This is a genomic window from Marinomonas shanghaiensis (genome assembly GCF_003259175.1).
Classification (GTDB): domain Bacteria; phylum Pseudomonadota; class Gammaproteobacteria; order Pseudomonadales; family Marinomonadaceae; genus Marinomonas; species Marinomonas shanghaiensis.
On the sequence record NZ_QGOK01000003.1, the window covers coordinates 150,016 to 174,697 of the forward strand.

Annotated in this window: 23 protein-coding genes; 5 read left to right on the top strand and 18 right to left on the bottom strand. The window is 46.0% G+C overall.

Annotation, left to right across the window (positions count from 1 at the left end):
* Position 1: 1 nt before the first annotated feature.
* The 7 genes from DKT73_RS00980 to DKT73_RS01010 all read right to left on the bottom strand — a co-directional run bounded on the left by DKT73_RS00980 (position 2) and on the right by DKT73_RS01010 (position 8,076).
* Complete coding sequence (locus DKT73_RS00980; RefSeq protein ID WP_111636744.1) at positions 2–1,102, bottom strand: ABC transporter ATP-binding protein; 1,101 nt, start codon at positions 1,100–1,102, stop codon at positions 2–4.
* Between the two features lie 42 nt (positions 1,103–1,144).
* Entirely contained in the window at positions 1,145–2,653 is a 1,509-nt protein-coding gene (arfA, locus tag DKT73_RS00985; protein WP_111636745.1) for an arabinosylfuranosidase ArfA, read from the bottom strand.
* Positions 2,654–2,954: 301 nt separating this feature from the next.
* Positions 2,955–3,875, bottom strand: coding sequence for an ArsR/SmtB family transcription factor (locus DKT73_RS00990; RefSeq protein WP_111636746.1), 921 nt, complete (start codon positions 3,873–3,875; stop codon positions 2,955–2,957).
* 118 nt (positions 3,876–3,993) lie between these two features.
* Positions 3,994–5,274, bottom strand: coding sequence for a TRAP transporter large permease (locus tag DKT73_RS00995; protein WP_111636747.1), 1,281 nt, complete (start codon positions 5,272–5,274; stop codon positions 3,994–3,996).
* On the bottom strand, positions 5,274–5,792 hold the full coding sequence (locus DKT73_RS01000) for a TRAP transporter small permease (RefSeq protein WP_111636748.1): 519 nt from the start codon (positions 5,790–5,792) through the stop codon (positions 5,274–5,276). Before DKT73_RS01000 ends, DKT73_RS00995 begins: the two co-directional genes overlap by 1 nt.
* 94 nt (positions 5,793–5,886) lie before the next feature.
* A complete protein-coding gene (locus DKT73_RS01005; RefSeq protein ID WP_111636749.1) occupies positions 5,887–6,882 on the bottom strand; it encodes a TRAP transporter substrate-binding protein in 996 nt (331 codons plus the stop codon).
* 60 nt (positions 6,883–6,942) lie between these two features.
* The gene (locus tag DKT73_RS01010) at positions 6,943–8,076 is read right to left on the bottom strand and encodes a mandelate racemase/muconate lactonizing enzyme family protein (protein ID WP_111636750.1); all 1,134 of its coding nucleotides are present in this window, start codon (positions 8,074–8,076) and stop codon (positions 6,943–6,945) included.
* Between the two features lie 250 nt (positions 8,077–8,326).
* Here DKT73_RS01010 and DKT73_RS01015 point away from each other — a divergent pair, with 250 nt between their 5' ends.
* Positions 8,327–9,043: a FadR/GntR family transcriptional regulator gene (locus tag DKT73_RS01015; RefSeq protein WP_111636751.1), complete on the top strand. Its 717-nt coding sequence runs from the start codon at positions 8,327–8,329 to the stop codon at positions 9,041–9,043.
* Between the two features lie 50 nt (positions 9,044–9,093).
* Here the strand turns inward: DKT73_RS01015 and hpxO are convergent, their stop codons facing one another.
* Together hpxO and uraH are read right to left on the bottom strand one after the other, a co-directional pair.
* Entirely contained in the window at positions 9,094–10,275 is a 1,182-nt protein-coding gene (hpxO, locus tag DKT73_RS01020; RefSeq protein WP_111636752.1) for an FAD-dependent urate hydroxylase HpxO, read from the bottom strand.
* Positions 10,276–10,565: 290 nt separating this feature from the next.
* Positions 10,566–10,934, bottom strand: coding sequence for a hydroxyisourate hydrolase (gene uraH, locus DKT73_RS01025; RefSeq protein ID WP_111636753.1), 369 nt, complete (start codon positions 10,932–10,934; stop codon positions 10,566–10,568).
* A 192-nt stretch (positions 10,935–11,126) separates the two neighbouring features.
* Here uraH and uraD point away from each other — a divergent pair, with 192 nt between their 5' ends.
* Complete coding sequence (gene uraD / locus DKT73_RS01030) at positions 11,127–11,648, top strand: 2-oxo-4-hydroxy-4-carboxy-5-ureidoimidazoline decarboxylase (RefSeq protein ID WP_111636754.1); 522 nt, start codon at positions 11,127–11,129, stop codon at positions 11,646–11,648.
* Positions 11,649–11,738: 90 nt separating this feature from the next.
* Here uraD and DKT73_RS01035 read toward each other — a convergent pair whose 3' ends face one another.
* From DKT73_RS01035 to DKT73_RS01065, 6 genes are all read right to left on the bottom strand, one after another.
* Positions 11,739–12,725, bottom strand: coding sequence for an isopenicillin N synthase family dioxygenase (locus DKT73_RS01035; RefSeq protein ID WP_111636755.1), 987 nt, complete (start codon positions 12,723–12,725; stop codon positions 11,739–11,741).
* 173 nt (positions 12,726–12,898) lie between these two features.
* A complete protein-coding gene (locus tag DKT73_RS01040; protein ID WP_111636756.1) occupies positions 12,899–13,375 on the bottom strand; it encodes a nucleoside deaminase in 477 nt (158 codons plus the stop codon).
* Between the two features lie 14 nt (positions 13,376–13,389).
* Complete coding sequence (locus DKT73_RS01045) at positions 13,390–14,184, bottom strand: ABC transporter permease (RefSeq protein ID WP_111636757.1); 795 nt, start codon at positions 14,182–14,184, stop codon at positions 13,390–13,392.
* The gene (locus DKT73_RS01050; protein ID WP_111636758.1) at positions 14,162–14,986 is read right to left on the bottom strand and encodes an ABC transporter ATP-binding protein; all 825 of its coding nucleotides are present in this window, start codon (positions 14,984–14,986) and stop codon (positions 14,162–14,164) included. The genes DKT73_RS01045 and DKT73_RS01050 overlap by 23 nt, the downstream gene beginning before the upstream one ends.
* A gap of 4 nt (positions 14,987–14,990) precedes the next feature.
* The gene (locus DKT73_RS01055; protein WP_111636759.1) at positions 14,991–15,986 is read right to left on the bottom strand and encodes an ABC transporter substrate-binding protein; all 996 of its coding nucleotides are present in this window, start codon (positions 15,984–15,986) and stop codon (positions 14,991–14,993) included.
* Between the two features lie 334 nt (positions 15,987–16,320).
* Positions 16,321–16,572, bottom strand: a complete 252-nt coding sequence (locus tag DKT73_RS01065) for a type II toxin-antitoxin system Phd/YefM family antitoxin (RefSeq protein ID WP_111636760.1) — start codon at positions 16,570–16,572, stop codon at positions 16,321–16,323.
* A 281-nt stretch (positions 16,573–16,853) separates the two neighbouring features.
* Between DKT73_RS01065 and xdhA the strand changes: the two genes are divergently transcribed.
* The 3 genes from xdhA to xdhC are packed head-to-tail and all read left to right on the top strand — an operon-like array spanning position 16,854 to position 21,569.
* Entirely contained in the window at positions 16,854–18,368 is a 1,515-nt protein-coding gene (gene xdhA, locus DKT73_RS01070; protein WP_111636761.1) for a xanthine dehydrogenase small subunit, read from the top strand.
* The gene (xdhB, locus tag DKT73_RS01075; protein WP_111636762.1) at positions 18,361–20,706 is read left to right on the top strand and encodes a xanthine dehydrogenase molybdopterin binding subunit; all 2,346 of its coding nucleotides are present in this window, start codon (positions 18,361–18,363) and stop codon (positions 20,704–20,706) included. The genes xdhA and xdhB overlap by 8 nt, the downstream gene beginning before the upstream one ends.
* Positions 20,703–21,569, top strand: coding sequence for a xanthine dehydrogenase accessory protein XdhC (gene xdhC / locus DKT73_RS01080; protein ID WP_111636763.1), 867 nt, complete (start codon positions 20,703–20,705; stop codon positions 21,567–21,569). Before xdhB ends, xdhC begins: the two co-directional genes overlap by 4 nt.
* A gap of 181 nt (positions 21,570–21,750) precedes the next feature.
* On the opposite strand, the gene DKT73_RS01085 is transcribed toward xdhC, so the two are convergent.
* The 3 genes from DKT73_RS01085 to DKT73_RS01095 all read right to left on the bottom strand — a co-directional run bounded on the left by DKT73_RS01085 (position 21,751) and on the right by DKT73_RS01095 (position 24,675).
* Positions 21,751–22,236 (bottom strand): cyclophilin-like fold protein, encoded by a 486-nt coding sequence (locus tag DKT73_RS01085; RefSeq protein WP_198666509.1) that lies wholly within the window; start codon positions 22,234–22,236, stop codon positions 21,751–21,753.
* Between the two features lie 34 nt (positions 22,237–22,270).
* Positions 22,271–23,476, bottom strand: coding sequence for an MFS transporter (locus DKT73_RS01090; protein ID WP_111636764.1), 1,206 nt, complete (start codon positions 23,474–23,476; stop codon positions 22,271–22,273).
* Positions 23,477–23,571: 95 nt separating this feature from the next.
* On the bottom strand, positions 23,572–24,675 hold the full coding sequence (locus DKT73_RS01095; RefSeq protein WP_111636765.1) for an alpha/beta hydrolase: 1,104 nt from the start codon (positions 24,673–24,675) through the stop codon (positions 23,572–23,574).
* Positions 24,676–24,682: the final 7 nt, after the last annotated feature.

The window sequence follows — 24,682 nt, forward strand, 5'->3', positions numbered from 1 at the left end:
GTTACACCTCCATATGACTGTGATAAGCCAAGCCGTTAGCGTCAAAAATATGCACAGCATGAGGTGAAACGGATACCCTTACGACGTCGCCCGCTTTTGTTTTTGAGCGTCCAGAATCCTCCGCAATCAGTTCTGTGCCGTCGGCCAACGTGCCATAGAGTAGGGTTCGGTCGCCAAGGCGTTCTATCACTTTTATGGTTAAATCCAGACCCTTTTCTTGTGTTGAAACAAGGGTTGTGTCTTCGGCTCGAATGCCAAGCACAGCGTCTTTTGCGCTAAAATCGGTTGGCAATGTGATGCTGGTGGTGACTTTTCCGGCACCGCTGACTTCTACTGTTACGCCATTTTCTGTGTTTTCTATGTTGTTAATGGGCAGCATAGACATAGGTGGTGATCCCACAAATTCAGCGACAAAACGACTGACTGGATATTGGTAAATTTCCATAGGAGTACCAATTTGTTCAATCTTTTGCTTGTGCATAATGACAATGCGATCTGCCAGTGTCATGGCTTCCACTTGATCGTGGGTGACAAAAATCATGGTCGAACCAAGACGCTGGTGGAGTTGTGCCAATTCTAAACGCGTTCTGCCACGAAGGGCGGCGTCTAAATTAGACAACGGCTCATCGAAGAGAAAAGCTTTGGGTTCTTTGACAATGGCCCTGCCAATGGCAACACGTTGACGTTGGCCACCAGAGAGCCGACCGGGTTTGCGATCTAACAAGTGATCGATTTCGAGAATTTTTGCCGCATCGTTGACGCGACGGTCAATCTCGTCTCGAGCGACTTTCACATTTTCAAGGCCAAATGCCATGTTCTGACGTGTTGTCATGTGAGGGTAGAGCGCATAGGACTGAAACACCATCGCAATGCCTCGCTGTCCTGGGGGGAGGGTGTCAATGCGCTTGTCACCAATTTCAATAGAACCTTCTGTAATGGATTCCAGTCCCGCTATCATACGAAGTAGGGTGGATTTACCACAGCCAGAAGGGCCCAGAAAAACAACAAACTCACCGTCTTGAATATGCAAATTGATGTTGTCTAATACAGTAACGCTGTCATATCGCTTTGTTATATTTTTTATAGAGATAGATGCAGACATGGTTTTCTCTCTCAGCCAATGTTAAACGGAAGTACTTGGGGCTTACGCCCCAAGTCGAATCATGCGATAGCTCATAGGAGCAATGCTTGCCGTTAGTTGCTGCTGTGCTACAGAAGCGCCATGACCATCTTGTGGCGCGACCTGTTCTGCATTTGGGCCATTTTTTGCGTCCAATGCATGACCAGCCATGACCTTATCCATAATGATGTTCTGGTGCGAAAAACCTTGTAAAGAGAGGTCTAACTCAATAGTTTCTTCCGGATGGCGATTCACAATAAAGAAAGTCAAGGCGCCGTCTTTATCGGATTGCACGGCCGAGATATCCAAATAGGACACATCGCTTGCGAATTCAGTATCGTAACCCTGACATTGCACGGCGAGATTCAATGCTGTGCCACGACCATACTGAGAGGCGTATAAATAGGGATAATAAGTAGACTGACGCCACGCAGGGCCACCTTTTACCGTCATGATGGGGGCGATAACGTTTACCAATTGTGCTAAGCAGCCAATCTTGACAACATCACTGTGGCGAATAAAGGTATTGAGAATACAGCCGACTTGCAGGGTATCGGCAAAATCATAAATATCTTCCAGTAAGGCAGGAGCATGTGGCCAGCCATCATTGCCACCCAGGATTTTCTTATCTTGCTCGTTGGAGTGGTACCAAACATTCCATTCATCAAAGGAAATATACACATCGTGTTTGGAACGCTTTTTAGCTTTTGTCGCTTTAATGACCGCCGCGATGGTGTCGATATAATTATCGAGCAAGCGCGCTTTTGCTAAGTAGTTAGCGGTGTTTTTTTCGTGGTTATCGAAATACATGTGCAGGGAAATATAGTCGACAGTGTCGTAGGTATAATCTAAAACCGTGCTTTCCCATTCTGGATACGTGGCCATTTTGGGTGAAGAAGAGCCACAAACGACGAGTTCAATTTTTTTATCGAAAGCACGCATGGCTTTGGCGGTTTCAAAAGCGACTCGACCGTATTCCGCCGCGGTTTTTTGGCCAATTTGCCACGGTCCATCCATCTCATTACCGAGACACCAAAGCTTCACATCCCATGGTGCTTCACGACCATTTTGTTTGCGAAGATCAGACCAATAAGAGCCTCCAGGATGATTGACGTACTCCAAAAAAGCGCGCGCTTCGTCTAAACCGCGTGAACCAAGGTTTACTGCTAGCATCATTTCTGTGCCAGCTTGTTCAGCCCATTCTGCGAATTCATGAATGCCGACTTCGTTACTTTCTGATGTGTGCCATGCAAGGTCAAGTCGAGTAGGACGATCTTCTTTTGGTCCAATGCCATCTTCCCAGTTATAGGCGGATACAAAGTTACCACCAGGATAGCGTGTCACGGGGACATCAATGTCTTTAATTAGCTCGATGACATCTTGGCGAAAGCCATGTTTGTCGGCGGTTTCATGGTCTGGTTCATAGATGCCACTGTAAACAGCGCGACCTAAGTGTTCGATGAAAGAGCCATAAAGACGAGGGTCTATTTTGGCAATCACATAATCTTTGTGTGCAGTTACGTTAGCGCGCATGCTTACTCCTTTTTTATTTTTGTAGGATATTCAGATTTATTAAATATCTGATTTTTTGTTTATTATCTGATTAGTGGATATTAAAAGCATGTTTGACCTGAGGTCAATCAATAAGACGTGTATTTTTTGTGCAATTAAATACCAAAATTGGTATGTTTGAGTGGAGGGTGTAACAAAAAAAGAACGAGGTAAGTATTTTAGTGATTGCTAAGGTATTAAAATATATGGAATTTTTGAATTATTATTTTTTTGGGCTGGCTTATGAATATCAACATCAGAAAATAAGATATTGTGTATGGGGTCAAGATTGAAGGCGTAAAATAATGTCTTGGTCATAATTGCCAAAGTGCTTGCCAAAAATATTAATTCCACCAGGATGCTCGGCGTCGTCAGGGACGGAAATTCGTACGCGAATAGACCTGTGTTCTTCCAAAGCTAGGTCTTTCAAACAAACATCTGAAACACGTACTCCATCAATATAAGTGCCATCATGAGTGACCCGAAAGCTTTTTAAATGGCCGTACTGGCTGCCAGCAAGCTTCCACCAATCAGGGGTATATTTGCCACGATGATCGCCGTAATCGCCAGGTGCTGTCCAAATAGCTGCGGTTTTACCATTTAGGGAAATATGTATGTCAGAGGGCCAGTTTTCTGAGGTGCCGGGTACTTCTGAAGACAATTCCATTACCAGCTCCAGTTCTTTTACTGTTTGGCCTGCAATGCGCGCGTTATTAGGAAATTGATATTCCACATAACCTTTGGTGAACCACAGTAAACTGGCGCGCATACGATCGGGTGAGAGGTAGGTGTCCGGACTGTCTAAATATCCCACAATGCCAGATTCAGAGCACAAGCCACAAGGCGCCATGACATCGAACTCAGAATACAAACCGACCGGCATGGCCACTTCGATGACATTGTTCTGATTTTGTTTGGTATGACTGAAGGATAAGACAATTTCTTCGTGGACCGCACGGCAGATTTTTTGACTGCCTTTACGACCTTTTTGGCTTTCGGTGGTAATTAACCCTGCACTTTCAAGGGAGTTTAGATGGCTGGAGGTTGAGGATTGAGGTAATTCTAGGAAATCGGCAATGTCATTAACATTCATTGGGCCTTTTTCGTGCAGTAAGGACAAGATAGCCAATCGAGCTGGAGCGGCTAAGCTTTTTAGAATATCAGCGCCATCCTCAGGGGTAAGCAATAAGAACTTTTTACTCATCGTCATCTCCAGTTGAAGATGCATTTATATCGAGAATTGTGATCCTTATCAAGTTTTAATTGACATTCTCTCTTCAGTAAGAAGAGAGAATGTCAATATACCCCCTTATTGTTATTTGCTAATGGTATAAGGCGTTAAAAGGCACCATAACCAAAGACGGAAACAAAATCAAAGCAACCAATAAGGCGAGTTGAGCCAGTAGAAAAGGAGCAATGCCTTTGGTTACTGCCCCCATGCTTGTGTTCCCAACACTGGATATTGCCGCTAATACTGTACCTACTGGCGGTGTAAGCAAGCCAATACTGAGATTGAGTACAAAGACGATCCCAAAGTAAACAGGGTCAATACCTGCGGCCGTAACAACAGGCATGAGAACTGGAGTCAAAATTAAAATGACTGGCGCAAGATCCATTGTCATACCAATGATTAGGACTAACACGTTGATGATGATCATGAGCGTGGTGGGGTCGTCTTTCCATTGTTGTAGTAATTCGGATACCGCGCCGGGTATATCAGCCATGGTGATCATCCAAGCGGCAATAGACGATGCTGCGACAAGGAACATGATAATGCTCGTGAGTGTTGCACAGTTGACTAATACACCGAAAAGACGTTTTGGAGTGAGTTCACGGTAAACAAAAGTACCAATAAACAGGGCATAAAAAGCCGCTACGGCCCCCGCCTCAGTTGGGGTGAAAATACCAAAACGCAGACCAACGACAATAATGACCGGTAGGATGAGTGCCCATAACGCATTTTTTAATGCGGTTAACCGCTCACTAAGGCTGGCTTTTTCTAATAGCTTAATGTCTTCTTTGCGCGTTACGTACCACCAGACAAAAATAAGCAAAACGCCCATCATAAGCCCTGGCGCTAAGCCTGCAATAAAAAGCTGTGAAATAGATACACCGCTGGTGACGCCAAATAAAATAAGCGGGATGCTGGGCGGTAAAATGGGCGCAATAATGCCACTAGACGCAATAAGCCCGCAGGATCGGTTATGGTCATATCCCGCTTTGGTCATCAGGGGGATTAATATGGCACCAAGGGCAACAGTATCGGCAACCGCAGAGCCAGACAAAGAGGCAAACAGTATTGCTGCTACAATCGTGACATAGCCCATGCCACCTTTTTTGTGACCAAGCATCGACATGCCCAAATCAATAATTCGGCGAGTAATACCGCCCGCATTCATTAACTCTCCCGCCAGTATGAAAAAGGGAATGGCCATTAGCGAAAAGTTGTTACTGCCACTGACTAGATTTTCTGCAATTAATTGGCTGTTAAATATGCCCATATAAAACATCAACGCCATGCCTGTCATGATAAGTGCAAAAGCGATAGGCATACCGACAAAAATGGCCGCAAATAATGCGCCAGCAAAAATGACCAACTCCATTATGCCTCTCCTTCTTGATGATTTTTATTCTCGTTGAGAGCATTTTGTTGTTCATTTTCAAATAAACGTTTAATGCCAAAGACAATGAATAAACACATGCAAATGCCCATACCCATCGAGCCTGCATAGAGTAACCACAACGGCATATTGGTTGCGGGTCCCAGCGTGTTTATATTGATATGCAATAATTGCCAGCTACCGTCTATGAGTAACCATAATGCGTAAAGCATTAGGGCGGCTGAAACCAGCTGTAATGAAACTCTTAGCCATTTGAATGGTAGGAGTTTGATGAATACATCGACGTTCAAATGTTGATTTAGCTTCATGGCTCGTGTGGTGCCAAGAAAAATCATAAAAACAAATAAATAGCGTGACATTTCTTCTGACCAAGTGATACCAGAGTCAAACAAATAACGCAGAATAACGTTCGAAAAAACGAGACAAGACATAACGGTTAAACAACTCGCCATGCCGATTCCAAGTAGTAAGTCTACAGAGCGAGACAGCTTTTTAATCATGATGATGCTCTTAGTTAGTTAAGCCGTGCAGTAAATAGAGTAAGGCCGATTCTTATGTAAAAAGAGGGCTTAATAAGGCCCTCTTGGTTATTTTTTATTTTTCGCCAGCAGCAATGATTTCTTTCACAATGTCGCGAGCATCCGGATGCGAAGTGTAATAATTTTCATAAGCAGACTCTTCTGCCTTGATTAAGGCATCGTGAAAGGCTGGATCTGGTACAGTAATTTTAACGCCATCTTGTTCAAGCTTGGCTTTGTTCTCACTCTCTTGTTTGATCAACAAGCTCCACTCTTGTTTTGCGGCATTTTGCGCGGCAGTAGAAACAACTTGTTGTTGCTCTTTGGTCAGCGAGTTCCAAAAAGAGTTGTTCATTAGGTACAAATTCGGTGTGAACACATGGTTAGTTTCTGTGATGTATTTCACGATTTCATACCATTTTGATGCAACGATATTTGGGTAAGGGTTCTCTACACCATCGACAACACCTTGCTCTAAGGCGCTAAATACATCGGAAATAGGTAACGGTGTAATGTTCGCACCGAGGTTTTTGCCGATCTCTATCATGCTAGAAATCCCTGGGAAGCGAAGGCGTAAGCCTTGGAAGTCATCCATAGACGCAATTTCTCGGTTACTGGCGACAACACGAAACCCTTGTACACCGTAAGCAAGAAAATGAAGTCCTGTATTGGTATCCATATCATTGACCAGTTTTTGGCCGATATCGCTGTTTAATGCGTTTTGAGCATGTTCGTAGTTTTTAAATAGGAAAGGCAGTTGAATAATCCCCACATTTTGTACTTCCTTATCCATGATAGTACCGAGAATTGCCATGTTTACTGTACCGCCTCGCACAGAGTTATAAAGCTTTTCTTCTGCGCCTAAAACGCCATTACTAAACACTTTGACCTTTAACTCTCCCTTGCTTAAGCTCTCGACCTCATTTTTAAAAGTCTCTTTTAAGGCGATGCTGTTAGGGTGAGTATCAGGGAAAAAGTTAGCTACCGTAATCATTTTCGCGGCGTAAGCGGCAGGTGTGACGGCAAGGGCTGATGAAATAGTCAGAGCGGCAAGGGTTTTGCGTGTGAACATGGTCTTCTCCTGTATACGCTTCGAGCGTAGATTATTTTTATTGTGCTAAGAAATATTGTGCTATTTGCTGCGTATAATGCAGCTTGCGATCGTGTACTTTTCTAGAATTCTGGGCTCGGGTGAAAACCCTAATCCAAAGGCGTCTCCAAGATCATAAGTCGCAGGGCATTCATTGAGTGGGTGAAGATGATCACCTAATTCAATAAAAGGAATTTCTAATGAAGTCTCAGGCATGTTGGCTGCGATAAAATGGGCAGTAGCAACCATACCCGCACCATAATAAAAGCAATGTGGGATCACTTTTACCCGATGATGCTCGGCGCGTTTGCAAACATCGTACATACCTGTGATGCCGCCTATTTTGCTAACGCTTGGTTGTGCAATATCAATCGCTCCCGTTGTAAATAACTGCTCAAACCCCTCTGGACCTGAGGCATTTTCGCCCGCAGAGATGGGAACGCCAATCTGGCGAATAGCTGCTAGTTGAGCGCAATTCTCTGGTGGCCAAACAGGTTCTTCTATCCAGCTCAGGTTAAGCGATTTTAACTCCGTGACTTTGCGAGTAGCGTCGACGAGATCCCAAGGACAATTCACGTCCACCATTAGCTCTATGTCGTCAGGTAAAGCCTTACGGGCCGCTTCAATAGCGGCATAAGTTGTCTCGTGCAGTTTGATTTTTTTGAAGCCCGCATTGGCGGTGCGAAGGACATTGTCACGAACTTTTGCAGGTTCGTTTCCGTAGCTTACTAAACTGGCGTAAAGACTAATCTTACCTGTGGTGCCGCCGAGAAATTTATACAGAGGTTGTTTGGCTTGCTGTGCTTTTAAGTCCCAAATAGCAATATCGACGGCAGACAGAGCGTAGAGCATGGGACCAGAACCACCAAAGCTGTGTAAAGCACGTTTTGCGGCATACAAATCTTTTTCGTAATTCGCCACGTCTTTACCAAGAAACATAGGTGCAACAAGGTGCTCCAAAGCCGCATAGGTTACGATGTTGGAGGCGTGTCCGAAAGCCTCGCCCCAGCCAATCAGCCCTGTATCGGTTGCCACTTCAACAAGAAGTGATTCCATTTTATCTATGTTAGGAGAGGCGCCGTTGAATTTGTCTTCCTCTTTAACCTGAGCGATTTTTCTTGTTCCGGCAGTAAAGGGAATAGCGATTCGCCTGACTGTTATTTTTGTAATTTTCATGGCTAAGAAAGTCTCTTTTAATGAGCTTTAATGTTTTGATGTAGTACATCATACAACTAACTTTTTATTGGTCAAGAGATATGATGACTATTTTTTATTTTCAGGTCTAATATCGTTTTCTCTTGTTCTTATGCTGTCTTTATCTCAGGAAACGTGATTTTTATGATCAAATAATCCTTCTATTTTTTAATTTTCCGTATTTCTATTACATGTTGTATGATGACTTTTTTGAGTTGTTAGGAATAATAAAATGCAAGATGATCCTTCATCGACTGTAACTTCTTCTGTTGAGTCTCATCGAGAACACAAGCCACAACGCAATCTGGCACAAAAACTGGTTCAAGAAATATTGCATAAAATAGACAATAAAGAATGGAGCCCCGGTGACAAACTGCCCAAAGAGGCAGACATTATGCAAACGCATGGAGTGAGCCGAACGGTTGTGCGAGAGGCGTTACAACGGCTTCAAGCATCTGGGCACGTAGAAACCAAACACGGTATTGGTACTTTTATTTTGCAGAGTAAAGGGCAGGGTCCAATGGACTTGTCTTTTGATTATGTGAACGATGCGGTAGAGATTTTGGAATTACGCATTGGTTTGGAGGTGGAGATTGCAGGTTTGGCGGCATTGCGACGCAGTGACGAACAGCTAGTAGAAATACGCAAAGCGCTGGATGCCTTACGCGCGATAGATCGAAATGGACATGTGTCGGATGCAGGTTTAGCGGATTTTAATTTTCATTTATTAATCGCCAAATCAGCAGGTAATCACTACTTTGTTGATATTATGAAACACATGGAAAACAGCCTTGTTCCACGCAAGCGTATTGATGTAGCTCATGTCAATCATGAACATGAAGAAGTGTATGCGGCGATCGAGCGTGGCGATTCATACGCCGCACGTGCTGCGATGCGTTTGCATTTAACAAACAGTCGAGAGCGTTTTTTAAAACTCGCGAGAAGGTGATCCTCAATAAAGGGGATCACTTTCTCATTTTTGTTAGAGACTTATTAGGGTTAAGCCAGCGGTCCACCGACAATGGTGGTACGCAGGCCGGCAATAATATTTTCACCGGTTTCTTGTCTGAGTTCGTCGTACCAAGCTTGGGTTTCTTGCATGTCTTTACCGTGGGTAACATCACAGCGTTTACGCGCTTTTAAAACAAGGTCTTTCACACGGAAACGGCGTGCTTCTTCATAGTTTTGTAAGGCTTCCATTACCCCAGAAAGTGTTTTTGTTTTGTCTGACCAGAACTGTTCTCTAAAACACTGACCAAGGACAACGGCGTCTTCTAATGCCGAGCAACCACCTTGTCCAATGTCTGGGGTGGTGCTGTGGGCGGCATCTCCCAGTAGGGCGATCTTGCCTTTTACTAAGGTGTCGAAGGGGTCAATATCATGAATTTCAATGCGGTTTGTGGTGTCGGGGTTGATGGCCGCAATCAGCTTTTGCACAGGTTCAGTCCAGCCTGCAAAGTAGCGAGTGAGATCCGCGACTAAGGTGCTTCTGTCTTCTGCCAGGCCTTTTGGTAAGGGCACATCAAAGAAAAAGTAAAAACGACCATCCGCAATGGGCATGATAGAAACACGCTTGCCTTCACCCACGAAAGTGGTCCATTGATCCGCTGGGGCGATGCTTTCGTCTATTTCGACTAAGCCGTTCCAATTCACATAGCCCGCATAACGGCGTTCAGTGTGATAGCCAATCACATCAGCGCGAACGGCTGAGTGAGTGCCGTCAGCCGCAATCATAAAATCGCCTGTGGCTTCGCTGCCATCGGTAAAATAAGCGGTGACTCCGGTATCTGTTTGAATCACTTTTTCTATGCGTTTACCAAATTGGATTTTATCTTGTCCCCACCAGTCGATCATTTGGCTTTGTAGGTCTGCTCGTGATACAGGACAAGGGCGTTCTCCTACGGCGTCTACCAAAGGCGCTAGACTGAATTGCGTCATGACGCTGCCCGTTATGCCGTCATGGTAGGCCATGTTGTGCATTGGGCCGCCAAGATCATCCATAATATGACCCATGCCTAAATGCTTCATGCATTTCACACCGTTAGACCAAATAGAGAGTGCGGCGCCAACGGGTTTGATTTCTTTTACAGCTTCAAAAATCTCACATTCAATGCCTTGTTGTTTTAAAGCCGCTGCCGCAGACATGCCACCGATGCCGGCGCCGATAATAAGTGCTTTCATCTCATTCTCCTTTAATCTTGCGCCTTATTAAGGTGTTTTGGCGCATTTTTAATCTTTTGTTAAAGAAGTAAATGGCAATAAATATGCCATGAAACAAATGAGTCTATGTTTTTATTTGTGAAACCTTTGTTTTAGGGCCTTGGTCATTTTTGCTGTCGGGTCAAAGAAGAAACTCGCTTGTTTTCTTCTTTGACCGATGAGACAGAAAGTGGCTTATCTTGGTGCGGTTTTTGTACATGTTGCGCTATTCTGGCTCGCTTAGTTGTCTCTGCTTGCTAAACGATCGGTGACTAGCTACCGCGATAAGTACTGTAGGAATAAGGCGAAACCAGTAGGGGGATATGGTAATGAGCATTGTCGTCACTGATGCCAAAACGAATCACCACAGTATTTAAAAAGCTTGGAGTTTTGGTGTCGTCGTCGTTAGGGTTGTCGTTGTGATTGAAATACTCATCAATGGCAAATTCCAGTTCATACACGCCCACTGTGAAATCATCGTCTTGAAGCAATGGCTGATCACAGCGTCCATCGTTGTTGGACAGCGTGCTGTGAATGCGTTGTCGTTGTCCGTCTGTGGTGTGTTTATAAAGGTCTATTTTGACACCTGCTGCGGCAATGCCTTTGGTGGTGTCTAAAATGTGTGTGGTTAAGTATCCCATTGTTTTTCCTTTGTGTTTTTTGAGGTGATTGCGTTATCTTGCCTATTTTTTGCAAGTAGCATAGTAATAAGTGAAAAGTGCCTGAAAATATTGTTTCATAGATATCAATATTTGTGCCATGTGTTTCTATGGTATCGAGGTTTTGTTTGTCAGCGCTGTTTTTATAGAATCGTTGGAATTTGGAGTTTTACCATGCACGACCCGTTAAACACACTTAATCAATTAAATGAAGCCGACTTTATTGCATTATTCAGCCGTATTTATGAGCATTCTAGCTGGGTGGCAGAAGAATTGTGGCGTCAAAAGGCGGCGCATCCAAGTGAGTATTTTGACAGCATAGACAAAATTCAAGCTGCCATGGCCCATATCGTAGAGCAAAGCAGTGATGAGCAAAAATTGATATTGCTACGCGCTCACCCTGATTTGGCGGGTAAGGCGGCTTTGGCTGGTGAACTGACGCAGGAATCGACGTCTGAGCAAGCGGGTGCTGGGCTGGATCAATGCTCAGAAGAAGAACTGGCGTATTTTTTACAATTGAACGATGTGTATCGGGAGAAGTTTGGCTTTCCTTTCATCATGGCGGTGAAAGGCGCCACTAAGGATCAAATATTGGCTGGATTTGAAGCCAGAACGCCTAATGACTGGCAAACAGAGTTTGACCGCGCCATGAGCGAAGTGCATAAAATTGCAGGGTTTAGATTGGCGGATTTGTAGCATTGTTTTAAGGCGTTTATAAAAAACCACCATCGATCTGCTGTTAAAATCGATGGTGGTTTTTGTTCACGATCTGTGAAATTTGAGCGCTTATTTATCGACAAAGTTCGCTTGAATGCGTTGGGTTAGAAAGTCTTCCGCGCTGATAGGTTGGTAGCGTTTTGCTGGACCTTGGATGATCTGCGTTTTATTGGCTTGGCAGAAAAAAGCGATGGAGTGACGGCTGCCGCAGTATTCGTCGACACGTGGTAAGCGCACCCTATGCAGATTGGATTTAAGTTGGTCATCACTCCAGCGCATCAACATATCGCCGATATTGCAAGTGATCACATCGCCATAGGGTGGAATGCTGGTCCAGCGTTGGGTTTGAGCCTCAGCGCCAGGGCACACTTGCAAACCACCATGGCCTTCGTGTTGAAACAGTAAGGTTAAGCAGTCAAAATCCGTATGGGCGCCAGCGCGCCAAATATTACCCTGTTCTGTTACCCCTTCGGTGGCGTAATAGTGCAGCAAGCGGAGGGTACTTTGGTAATCTGCTTGGCGTGGGTCGTGAGCTTTAGTAAAAAAATCTCGATCAAAGCCGAGTTTGTCCGCAAAGCAAGATAATACCTTCATGCCCACTTCCCAACATTGTTTTTCAAAACCTAGTGTATTGGCCTGAAAACCTGGTAATTCATCCTCAGTCGGCCATAAATCGTCCATGTGATATTGGGTAATCTGATAAGACTCTTTTTGATCTTTGGTGCCCGTAGAAGGGCGGATTTGACTGCGGCTTTCCCAACCCGCGTTGACGCCTTTGGGTCTGGGGTATTGGCTTTTAATGCTTTCAGGTAGGTTGAAAAAGCGTTCCGATTCGCCAAAGGCCGCGGCTATTTCTTGTGGGGCAATGCCGTGATGGCTTAATTGAAAAAAGCCTATTTCTGTGGCCGCCAGCCAGAGTTGCTCGGTGATTTCTTCTCGGCGATTTTCAAAATCGCTCATGTCAATAATGCGAATCTCTCGGTCGTTGGTGTCTTCGCCAGCCCCACCAAACGTGGTTTCGCGTTGCAGTTCTTCAAGTGAATATGAATGTGTCATGGTTTTCTCCCATTCTCCTAGGGGTAAAATAACTAGGTGTTTTGCCTAGTGGAAAATGGAGCAATGACCTGATGCATTTCCTCTGAAAGGCATCTGACAGCTTCTACTCCGGTTGTTTTCTATTGCTTAGTTCATGGTCGGTTTTCGTGACCGTTTTTAATCACCGCTTTTATTTACCAGACCCCTTCATGCAATTTTGCGGCCTCTTCTTCAAGACAAGGGCCGATGACTTCCACTTGACGTTGTCCCGATTCAAATACAGTGCGACAAGGTAAAGCCAAAGTAGGATTTTCTGGGTGATTGCCGGTGATGTGTTTTAAGCGGTCTTCGCTCAATCCGTATACCAGACGTCCGAGTCCCGCCCAATAGGCGGAGCCGGCGCACATCGCACAGGGCTCAGCAGAGACATACATGGTGCATTTCGCCATAAAGTCAGGGCGATACGCCTTGCTAGCACGCGTCATTAACTTGCGTTCTGCGTGGCCTGTCATATCGAAGTTAGGCAAGTAGCCGTTAACTTGCGTCATGAGTACATTGTTTTGATCGTCAACCAAGATCGCCGCAAACGGGTGAATACCCTGTTGCTTGGCTTCCTCGGCAAGCGCAAAGCTCTGGCGTAAAAAATCGGCGTCTTTAGTGTTTAATGTCATATCTGTCTCTATTGTTAAGATTGCTTTTTGGGCAGGCTCCACGGAAAAAACCACGCTTGAATCCATTGGATCGATTTAAACAGCAGCAGGCTGATGATCGACAAGAAGATAAGCCCTGCAAACGCCTGTGGAATTTTAAAGAACGAGGTGGAGAATTGAATGAAATAGCCCAATCCTTCTTCCGCTGCGACGAATTCCGCCACCACCGCACCGATAATCGCCAAGGTAATAGAAACACGAAGCCCACTAAAAATATGAGGAATCGCATACGGAATACGAATCTGCCAGGTTTCCCGATAACGCGGAGCGCGCAAGGATTGGCTGAGCTCAATCATTTCTGGCGGTGTTTCCAGCATGCCTGTTGTGGTGGATACCACCAGAGGGAAGAAGGTGATCAAGCAAGTGATCAGCACGCGAGAGGGATCGTCGGTGCCAAGCAATACAATGATCAAAGGCGCAACGGCTACGACCGGCGTAGATTGAATCACGATCAAAGCCGGATACAGCACGCGGTTCATCAATTGCGAACGCATCATGCCAATCGAAAGCGGAATCGCTATGACGATAGACAAGGCAAAGCCCATCAAAGCCACACGTAATGTGGCCCAAAGATGGGTTAACCAGCGAGAAAATTCCACGTCAAAAAATGCCATAAAAATAGCAGAAGGTGATGGCAGAATATAATTTGGCACATTGCCGAAACGACAGATTAATTCCCATAACAGAACAAGGCCGATAAAGAACAAGGCGGGCGCGAAACGATTTGCTTGCTGTGCAAGCCAAGAGTTAGGCAGGTACGTTGGGTTCATAAATATAGCCTCTAATTTTGTCAGTTAGCTCGGCAAAGCGTGGCGAGTTAATGGTCTTTGCAGAACGTGGGCGCGGTAAGTCCACTTCGATCAAATCCAACACGGTGCCAGGGCGCTTGCTCATGACCAAAATGCGATCAGACAACAACACAGCTTCACTAATGGAGTGCGTGATAAACAACACGGTTTTTGGATGCTCTTTCCAAATATCGAGCAGATCAAAACCGATTTGTTCTCGTGTTAAGGCATCTAGCGCCGAGAAAGGTTCATCCATCAATAAAATGTCTGGGTTGAGCAAAAGGGCACGTACAATACCAACGCGCTGCTGCATACCACCGGATAACTCGTCTGGCATCTTGTCTGCAAATTGCGTTAAACCGGCCATTTCTAGCAATTCATTGGCGCGTTTTTCATCACTGGCAGAATAGCTGCCATACTTGTGTTTGAGCGGAAACAGCACATTTTTACGCACGGTTAGCCAAGGCAATAAATTGGCTTTTTGAAACACAATACCCACGTCATCGCGGGGTTCGGTGACGGGTAAATTGAACACTGAAACGTGCCCATGGGATGGAATCAGTAAGCCTGCCACCATGCGCAATAGGGTGGATTTACCACACCCAGAAGGCCCTACCACCGCCACGAATTCATGGCGATGAATATCCAGATCGATACCTTGAACGACCATGGGTGTTTCTGGGCGTGGGTCATATTTATGACCCACGCCTTTCATGCTGACGTAAGCCGCTTTAGCGCTGCCATCCGTCACCTTCTTGTTTTCTATGGTGCTGTTGTATTGCATTTGGCTACTCCGGCTTAAAGTGGTTGTTGACTGCCGTTGCGGGATCGAGCGCATCTTTTGAGAGACCATTGGCTTCTGCCACGTATTCCCATGTTTTTTGAATGCGTTCGTCAGTGAAATTGCCAAAGCCGTCTTGTGTTGTCACGTCGTTGTAGACCAAGTTATAAATGCTCTTAATTTGGGCAGAAACGATACTGGCATCCACTTCAGGCACCATTTTGTGCAAGTCGATACCGGCTTGGTCGGAGTTGGCGTAGGTATACTCGATGGATTTGGCAAAGGCTTTAATAAAGCGTTTAGCGACATCGGGACGCTCGGTTAGGAACTTCTCAGACGCCAAAACAGACGAGCTATAAAGCGATAAACCTGAATTCGACCAGGGCATTTCGATCAGCTCTTTGCCTGCGCTTTTTGCTTGTGCGTCATAAAGTGCTGTGTTGGTGACCCAAGCGATAATGGCATCAGTGCTGCCCGTTATCATCATTGGCGCAAGCGCCCCTGGATCGGATTTCACTAGCTGAATGTCCGTTTCGCTCAAACCGTTTTGCTGCAATACTAAGGGTAAAAACGCATTCGATGAGGTGAAAGGTGAGGTGGCGACTTTTTTGCCTTTCAAATCTTTAATAGAGGTGATGCCGCTGCTTTTAAGTACGAAGAACGCGTGAGGTGCTTGCGTGAAGTAGGGGTAGACGGCGACGACAGGCACATTATCTAGGGCTTTTGCGGCCATTAATGCACCAATGTCGGAACTGCCAATATCGGATTGGCCTGTGGCTAGCTTGGTCAATGCATCGGTGGAGCCGCGACCACTGGCGATTTTGACCTCTAAGTCTTCGTCCGCAAAGAAACCTTGTTGAATTCCCACATAAACAGGCGCTTTGTCACCGCCAGGAAGCCAATCTAACTGAAACGTCACCTGATCCGCTGCCATGGCCGAAACACTTGAGACAAGACTGGCTAAAAGAGTCAATCGGATTGCTGTTTTCTTTGCCTTACTCATAACCTTACTCCATACAATTAATAGGGGCTAAAGACCCGCTTGTTTCATGTATTTTGTAATTAGCAACATTTGTTCCATGTTTTTATGGATTCATAGAAAGTTATTTAACTGATTGAATTAATTGGGATAAATTTAAATCTATAGAGAGATGTGGAAGGAACTATAGGGCGTTTTATGGCGATTATGAAACAAAATGGTGCGATGTCAACCAGCCCAAGATGCGAGTTTTTTATAAACGGCGTCTTTGTCTCGCTTGCCAATTGCCCTCACATAGACGACTTCATTGTCTATGGCTTCATAAGCTAGGCGGTAGCCTGAGGTTCTTAGTTTTAGTTTATAAGTCATCTAGACTAACTTCGACCGCTTTGGATAAATCTGCACGACGGGATTCGACCCGTTTTGCCAGTTCAATATCATCTACCATCTCCATCAAAAGCTCATAGGTTTCAGCAGGAACAAGGTAAGCAGCTGGCTTATTGTGGTTTAAAATAGCAATGGCTGAACCGGCAGACTCGTTAAGCAAAGCGGTTGGATTTTTCTTTAGCTCAGAAATGCTGGCTGTGTAATTCGCTAATACTTGTCTCATAGAATTCCCAATTAAGTGCTAAATTAAGCTCTGATTTTAGATCTATTTTTTGTGAGGTGCTATATTTTTTGTGCTTCACCCTCTTTTAGCTTCTTTAGCAGAGATAGGACTTTGAGTGCTAGTCTAGAAAGAAGGAGCATTATTAAAAGAATGCTCATAAAAAGCGCTGGCGCTTGCTTGTCCAGTCTGTATTATTAGTTTTTAGTTAAACTTTGTACGATTGGTCAGCTTTTTGCATTTCAACTATTATTCTATAGACCATTTTAAATAAGGAGAGCGCTTTGCAATTTTTACTAAACGATGAGCTCATCGACGATAACACGCTCCCTAGCGACTTTACGGCATTACGCTACTTAAGAGAAAAACGCGGATTGATGGGAACAAAAGAAGGCTGTGCGTCTGGCGATTGTGGTGCGTGCACGCTGCTTGTTGGTGCACTGGAAGACGGGGAGCTAACGTATTCCACTCTCAATTCGTGCATCACGCCGATGCAATCCCTAGCTGGCAAGCACGTTGTTTCGGTTGAGTACTTGTCTAAGTCGGGAGAATTGCATCCTGCTCAACAAGCCATGGTGGCTTGTCATGGTTCGCAGTGCGGCTTCTGTACACCGGGCTTTGTGTTGTCTTTGGCTGGGCTTTATGAAAAGACACAGCGCAGCGAACAGCCCATCGACCGCGAAGCGGTTTGTGATGCGATCTCTGGTAATTTGTGTCGTTGCACAGGTTATCGTCCGATCATTGAGGCGGGCTTGTCCATGACTAAAGAGCCCATGATCAAGGTGCAGGACGCTAAAGAAACGTCTTTTGTTGAGCTAATGAGTAAAAACGACCGGGTTAAAACCCAGCTTGAACGTTTGCAAACAGAACCCAAAAACAGCCGTAATTACCTGCAACCGAACGATTTAGAGCAACTTGCTCATGCGCTCAAATCCCATCCAGGCGCTGTTTTAATCGCAGGCGGTACGGATTTGATGCTGGAAAATACTCAGCGTTATCGTGATTTTAATACCTTGATCGATGTGTCGAATGTGGTTGAATTGAAGCACTTACAGATTGGTGAAGCGGCTTTAACGATTGGCGCGTCTGTCACCTACAGTGAATTGGAAGATTTCAGCAAGCCCCTTTATCCGCAGATGAACGCTTTATTAAGCCGAATTGCTTCACGACAAATTCGTAACCGTGGCACCATTGGTGGCAACGTCGCAAATGCTTCCCCGATTGCCGATTTACCGCCTCTGTTGCTGGCGTTTGATGCCAACATTCAGTTATTGAAACACGATGGCAGCACAAGAGCGGTGAACATTGCGGACTTTTACCTAGGTTATAAGAAAACCCAATTAGCAAGCGATGAAATAATCGCTTCGTTTGAATTGTCTCTGGATAAACTGGCGCAATTTCACCGTTTTTATAAAGTATCGAAACGTATGGAAGACGACATTTCCAGTGTCATGTTGGCGGTTCGATTCGACGTGGATCATGGCAAATTAAGCGATGTACGCTTGGCGTTTGGTGGTATGGCAGCCACACCGATTCGAGGTTTAAAAGCAGAAGCCGCGTTGACTGGCAAAGCCATTAACGACGAACAAGGCCTAAACCAAGCCATCGACGCATTACGCAGCGAGTTAACCCCCATGAGCGACATGCGCGCCAGCGCGAAATACCGCTTGGACATGGCGTGTAACCTGATCCGTAAAGCATGGCTGGAACTGAACGGCACTGACGTAGTGACTTTTTCAGGACACGCGGTGAGTGATTCCCTATTATCGACTGGCTTGGAGGCAAGCACTCATGCGTAAACTTCCACAAGATTTTACACTCGATACAAAAGCCTTTAAGAACGGCCTTTTGCCCGTTCATGAATCGGCGATTAAACACGTAACAGGTCAAGCCGTTTACATTGACGATATGCCGGAATGGCCGAACGAACTGCATGTGGCAACGGGGCTTTCTACCGAAGCGCATGCGGACATTGTCTCTATCAATTTGGATAAAGTTCGTGCCTACCCAGGTGTGGTCGATGTGATTGTACAGGCAGACATTCCGGGAGAAGTGGACGTGTCGCCTGTGCTAAGTGGCGACTTATTATTGGCTGGCGATTTTGTGCACTTTATTGGGCAAGCGATTTTTGCGGTGGCAGCCACCAGTTTGCGCGCAGCGAAACAAGCTGCCGCTTTAGCGGAGATTGTCTATAAACCTCGCGAAGCCACCTTGCACCCTCGTCAATCACTGGAACGCCAAGAGTTTGTATTGCCAACGCACACCATCAGTTGTGGCGATGCCAAAAGCGCATTGGAAACCGCGCCAAACAAGCTAAAGTCGGATATGTACATCAAGGGCCAAGAGCATTTTTATTTGGAAGGACAGATCAGCGTCGCCGTTCCCAATGAAGATGGCGGCGTGCAAGTATTCGCATCGTCTCAGCATCCTGCCGAAGTGCAAAAGCTGGTGGCACGTGTGTTGGGCTTGCCCGTGGCACAAGTGCTGGTGGAAGTGCGCCGTATGGGCGGCGGCTTTGGTGGTAAAGAATCCCAAGCGGCTGTGCTGGGCTGCATGGCGGCGGTGCTAGCGGTACGTAACCGTTGCCCGGTGAAATATCGCATGCCGCGCCAAGATGACATGGTGCAAACGGGCAAGCGTCATGATTTCTGGAACAGTTACCAAGTGGGCTTTTCCGATGAAGGGGAAATCCTCGCTGCCGAATACGACATGGTGGGCAAATGCGGCTGTACCGCCGATTTATCCGACGGCGTGGTAGATCGCGCCATGTTCCATGCCGATAACGCCTACTTTTTACCGAATGCGCGTATCAGTGGTTATCGAGGTAAAACGCATACGGTTTCCAATACCGCGTTTCGTGGCTTTGGCGGCCCCAAAGGCGTGATCTTAGCGGAAAATGTGATTGAGGAAATCGCCTGCGCGGTAGGCAAAGATGCCTTAGATATTCGTAAGCTGAACTGCTACCAAGGGGAGAAAAACACCACACCCTATGGGCAAAAAATTGAAGACGATGTTTTACTGAGTTTGATCGAAGAATTGGAAGCAAGCTCTAATTATCGTGCGCGCCGAGAAGCCATTAACGCCTTCAACAAGAAAAATCCTTTCCTGAAAAAAGGCCTCGCGCTCACTCCCGTAAAATTCGGCATTTCCTTTACCTCCAAACATCTGAACCAAGGTGGTGCTTTGCTGCACATCTATACGGATGGCAGTGTGCACGTAAGTCACGGCGGGACGGAAATGGGGCAAGGCTTATACACCAAGGTAGCGCAAATTGTTGCCAAAGCGTTTGGCATTGATTACCAACGTGTCAACGTTGGCTCTACACGTACCGATAAAGTGCCAAATGCCTCGCCCACCGCCGCTTCTGCCGGAACAGATCTGAACGGCATGGCGGCGCTGGACGCGGCCTTGACGATCAAAGGGCGCTTGCAGGAATTCGCCATGGAGCACTTCGGCATTGCTGCGGAGGATTTTGCGATTGAGAACGATCAAGTGGTTTTAGGCAGCGATACCATGAGCTTCCCTGAATTCATTAAGTTGGCTTACATGAACCGCGTGTCTTTGTCGTCTACCGGGTTTTATAAAACACCGAAAATCGGTTATGACCGCAAAGCCGCCAAAGGCAGACCATTTTTGTACTTTGCCAATGGCGCGGCCGTGTCCGAAGTGATTGTTGATACCTTCACAGGGGAATACAAAGTCACGCAAGTCGATATTTTGCACGATGTGGGGGATTCGATTAACGCGGATTTGGACATTGGGCAGATCGAAGGCGCGTTTGTACAGGGTATGGGCTGGCTCACCTCAGAAGAATTAAGTTGGGATGACAAAGGCCGTATAACCACTAACAGCCCGGCGAATTACAAGATACCCACCTCGGCGGATATTCCAGAAAAATTCAACGTTAAATTGTTCGATCGACCCAACAGCGAAGAATCGGTGTATCGTTCTAAAGCCGTGGGCGAACCACCGTTAATGCTGGGGATTTCCGTTTGGTGTGCGTTAAAAGACGCTTGCGCCTCGGTTGCCGATCACAAAATGTCGCCACCATTGGCCGTGCCAGCGACGCCAGAGGCGGTGTTTTACGCCATGCAAGCGGCGCAAAATCATAAAACAAGTGAGGAAGCCAGCCTATGATGTCTTCCATGAGTTGGGTTCATGCCTTGCAGGAAGTGGAAAAAGCTGGGCAGGCTTGGGTGATCGCCACCGTGATCGGCACCCAAGGTTCTGCCCCTCGGGAATCATCCAGCAAGATGATCATTACCGAGGAACACAGCTTCGACACCATAGGCGGCGGACAGCTCGAATACGCTGTCTGCCAAAAAGCCCGTGCTATGCTGCAAGATGCGGCATCGCCTTCACACGTGTTGGAAAACTTTCCCCTTGCCGCCAAAACCAACCAATGTTGCGGCGGCACGGTCAGCGTACTGCTGGAATATTTCCCAGAGCCCGCCACTAAGATCACCATCTTTGGAATGGGTCATGTGGCGACCACCTTGGTGAATGTATTGGGCAACATGCAGGCGAAAATCTCATGGGTCGACAGCCGTGAAAACCTTGCTCAAGACCACAGTATCAAAGGCCTACCGAGCAACGTTACACCCTTTTTGTATGAATCCATGTTGGAACACATCGACCACATGAGCCATAACGAAATCACCATAGTCATGACCCACGACCACGCCTTGGATTATCAGCTAGTGGAAGCCTTATTGGATCGAAAAGACTGCCGATTCATCGGCCTAATCGGCTCGAAAACCAAAGCCCTGCGCTTCAAAAAACGCCTCGTCAGCGCCTCATTCAGTCAAGCCGAAATCGACTCCGTCCACTGCCCCGTTGGACTAAACGAAATCACTGGTAAGAAACCCTTCGACATCGCCATCTCCATCGCCGGGCAAATTATCCAGATTACCCAAACCAAAACAGAAGCGAAAAAGGGCAGCGGACTTACCTGGAAAGAAATCAACAGCGCCCTCAATGATGAAAAGGAACAGGCTTAGTCCTGATTCCTGCGTAGGGCACGATAAGCGGAGCGGCTTTTTTTAAGGAAATGCCGTTGGTCATTACAGAATAACTAATTCAAACAACGACCAATTTTCTTTGGTTTTGTAAGTCACGGTCTCAACCCGACAACGTCATTATTCCTTCCCCTTATGTCTTCCAAGGGCTTGGTATTTTGAGTTAGTCTTTTGAAAATTTTATTACTACACTGCTATGCCCCAACTCTCGTGATAATTCGGTTGCATCTTCTATGTGTCCAATACGAGTGTATGAATATGAGGTATCAAAGGTTTTATAGAAGACCACTAGCGTGCGCGATCCCCACAACATGATATCTCCATTGTGAATGATCCCAGGTTGATAAGTATTTTTCGTCAGTGCATTTGATAAATCAAATTTCTTCTCATTACTGTTCAGATCCTCCATGTCTAGGGTCATTGGTAACAAAGTAGCAAATTCTTTTGCTGCGTCCGTATTGGCTAAGGTTGCGGCGAATCGACGTTCTCCAATGGTGATCCACATGTGAGTCTTCTTCGATTGAATGGATGTTGTTTGAGTTGTGCTCGATTCAGTAGTTGGCTGCGTTGCATAGGCATCATTCAGTGTTGTTATAAACAGCAATGATAGAAAAAATTGTTTTAGGTTTAATGCATGTGATTGGCTCATTGTCGTGATTTCCTTAGCGGTAAGTTTAGTGGCATTATTGTGCTGGTGTGCGATAAGCTTGAAGCGTCAGAAAGGCACTAATGAGCAAGACGGCTGCGCTAGCAATAAAGGTGCTTTGATAGCCGTCTGCATCGAAGAGTATGCCTCCTATCGTTGAGCCTAACGCTATGGATAATTGAACCACGGCAACCATCAGACCGCCGCCTGCTTCAGCATTATCTGGCATTGCTTTCGCTAACCAAGTCCACCAAGCGACAGGTGCAGCAGTGGCGACCAGTCCCCACATTGCTAGCAATAAAGCGACGGGTACCACATAGCTTCCGGCTGGTATCAGTATTAGAGCAATGGCAGCCATAAAAATTGGGATGCCAATAAGTAGGCCATATAGCGTGCGTTTTAGAATTAAGCTAATGATCAGCGTACCGATAAATCCTGAAAAACCAATGGTGAGCAATAGAAGAGACAGTGTCGATACGCTAGTCTGCGTAACGGTTTCAAGGAAAGGGCGTAGATAGGTAAATAGGGCAAACTGGCCCATAAAGAAGGCACCGCATCCAGCCATACCATAGGCAACGGCACGGCTTTTTAGTGCCTTGAGAATATTGCCTGAACCTGATTTGCGCGCCTTTCCCTTCATAGAAGGTAATGCGATCCACTGCCAAATTAAGGTGATTAGTGCGATAGGTATGATGGCTAAAAATGCACCTCGCCACCCTACAATAGAGCCTAAATAACTTCCTAATGGCGCAGCAACTACCGTTGCTAGTGCGTTACCGCCATTAAAAATAGCCAAAGCTTTAGGAACTTTATTAGAGGGAACTAACCGAATCGCCATAGCGGCTGACATTGACCAAAATCCGCCGATAACCACACCGATGAGCGCACGACCAATCATATAAGCTGGGTAGTTTGGAGCCAGCGCGACAATGCTTCCAGATATTCCCATCAAGACTGTTAGCACCAGCATTAATTTTTTGCGGTCCATAGTACCAATTAGCATAGGCAGTAAAAGGCTGGTTAGTACAGCAAAGGCACCCGAAATCGCGATACCTTGCCCTGCCATTCCCTCCGAAATTTGTAAGTCGCTGGCAATGGGCGTTAGTAGACTAACCGGCATAAACTCGGACGCTATCAACGTAAATACGCATAGTGACATGGCAAAAACGCCACTCCAATGAGCGGTGTTATCGACCTTGTTTGTTGATGTTCCATCACGAGTATCAGATGTGGTGAGTGCCATAGATTTTTGTTATGCCTTGATTGTTACAAAAAAGCACCATGCGAGCCTAAAGAGCACGCATGGTACAGAAGTTACTTCAACTATTCCGATGCCGATTAGGCTAGGTGTTGCTTGAAGAAGCTTGTTAGCTTGTCAAACGGAATGACATCCATCTGATCATACAAATCGACATGGCTTGCCCCCGGAATGACCATCAACTCTTTTGGTTCAGCCGCATTTTCATAAGCGGTTTTACTCATGTAGAGCGAGTGTGCCTTTTCGCCATGGATAAACAACACCGGACGAGGTGAAATCTCAGCAATATAGGTCAATAAAGGCATATTCATAAAAGATAATGGTGTTGTCTGTGACCAAGCATTACCAGAGTTGACCGCACGTGGGTGGTAGCCGCGAGGCGTCATGTAATAATCATGGTAGTCGACCATGAATTGCGGCTCACCGCCTTTTAATACATTGTAAGCGGCTTGGTAAGCTGGTGCTTCTTTGCCTGCATCTTGCCAACGCTGCTGGCTGAGCTGTTCTAATCCTTGTGTGCGTTGCTCAAGGGTGACGCTGTCGTTATAGCCTTTTGACATGACGCGAGTCATATCATACATGGTGCTGGCGACTACGGCTTTGACACGTTTATCAACGGCTACCGCATTCAATGCCATACCGCCCCAGCCACAAATACCAATCATTCCGATACGCTCACGATCCACATTGGTTTGCATACCAATGCAATCTACGGCCGCGCTAAAGTCTTCCGTGTTGATATCTGGAGACGCGATATTACGAGGCGTACCACCACTTTCTCCTGTATAAGATGGATCAAACGCCAGCGTCACGAAGCCTCGTTCTGCCATGGTTTGTGCATACAGGCCAGAAGATTGCTCTTTCACAGCACCGAAAGGCCCTCCAACAACAATGGCAGGTAACTTGCTAGAGGCATTTTTAGGCTGATAAAGATCGCCAGCAAGGGTAATGCCGTAGCGGTTTTTGAAGGTGACTTTTTTATGATCAACCTTGTCACTTTTTGCGAACTTTTTGTCCCAGTCATTATTTAGCTTTATGGACGAAGCAAAGGCTTTACCCGTTGTAAGTGAGGCAACTCCCATTGCCACCATACCAGCCCCCGTTAATTTCATTAAATTACGACGGCCTTCATCAGGCACATCTTGTTGGGTAATAATATTGGTCGTTTTAGTCGGTTTATCCATGATCGTT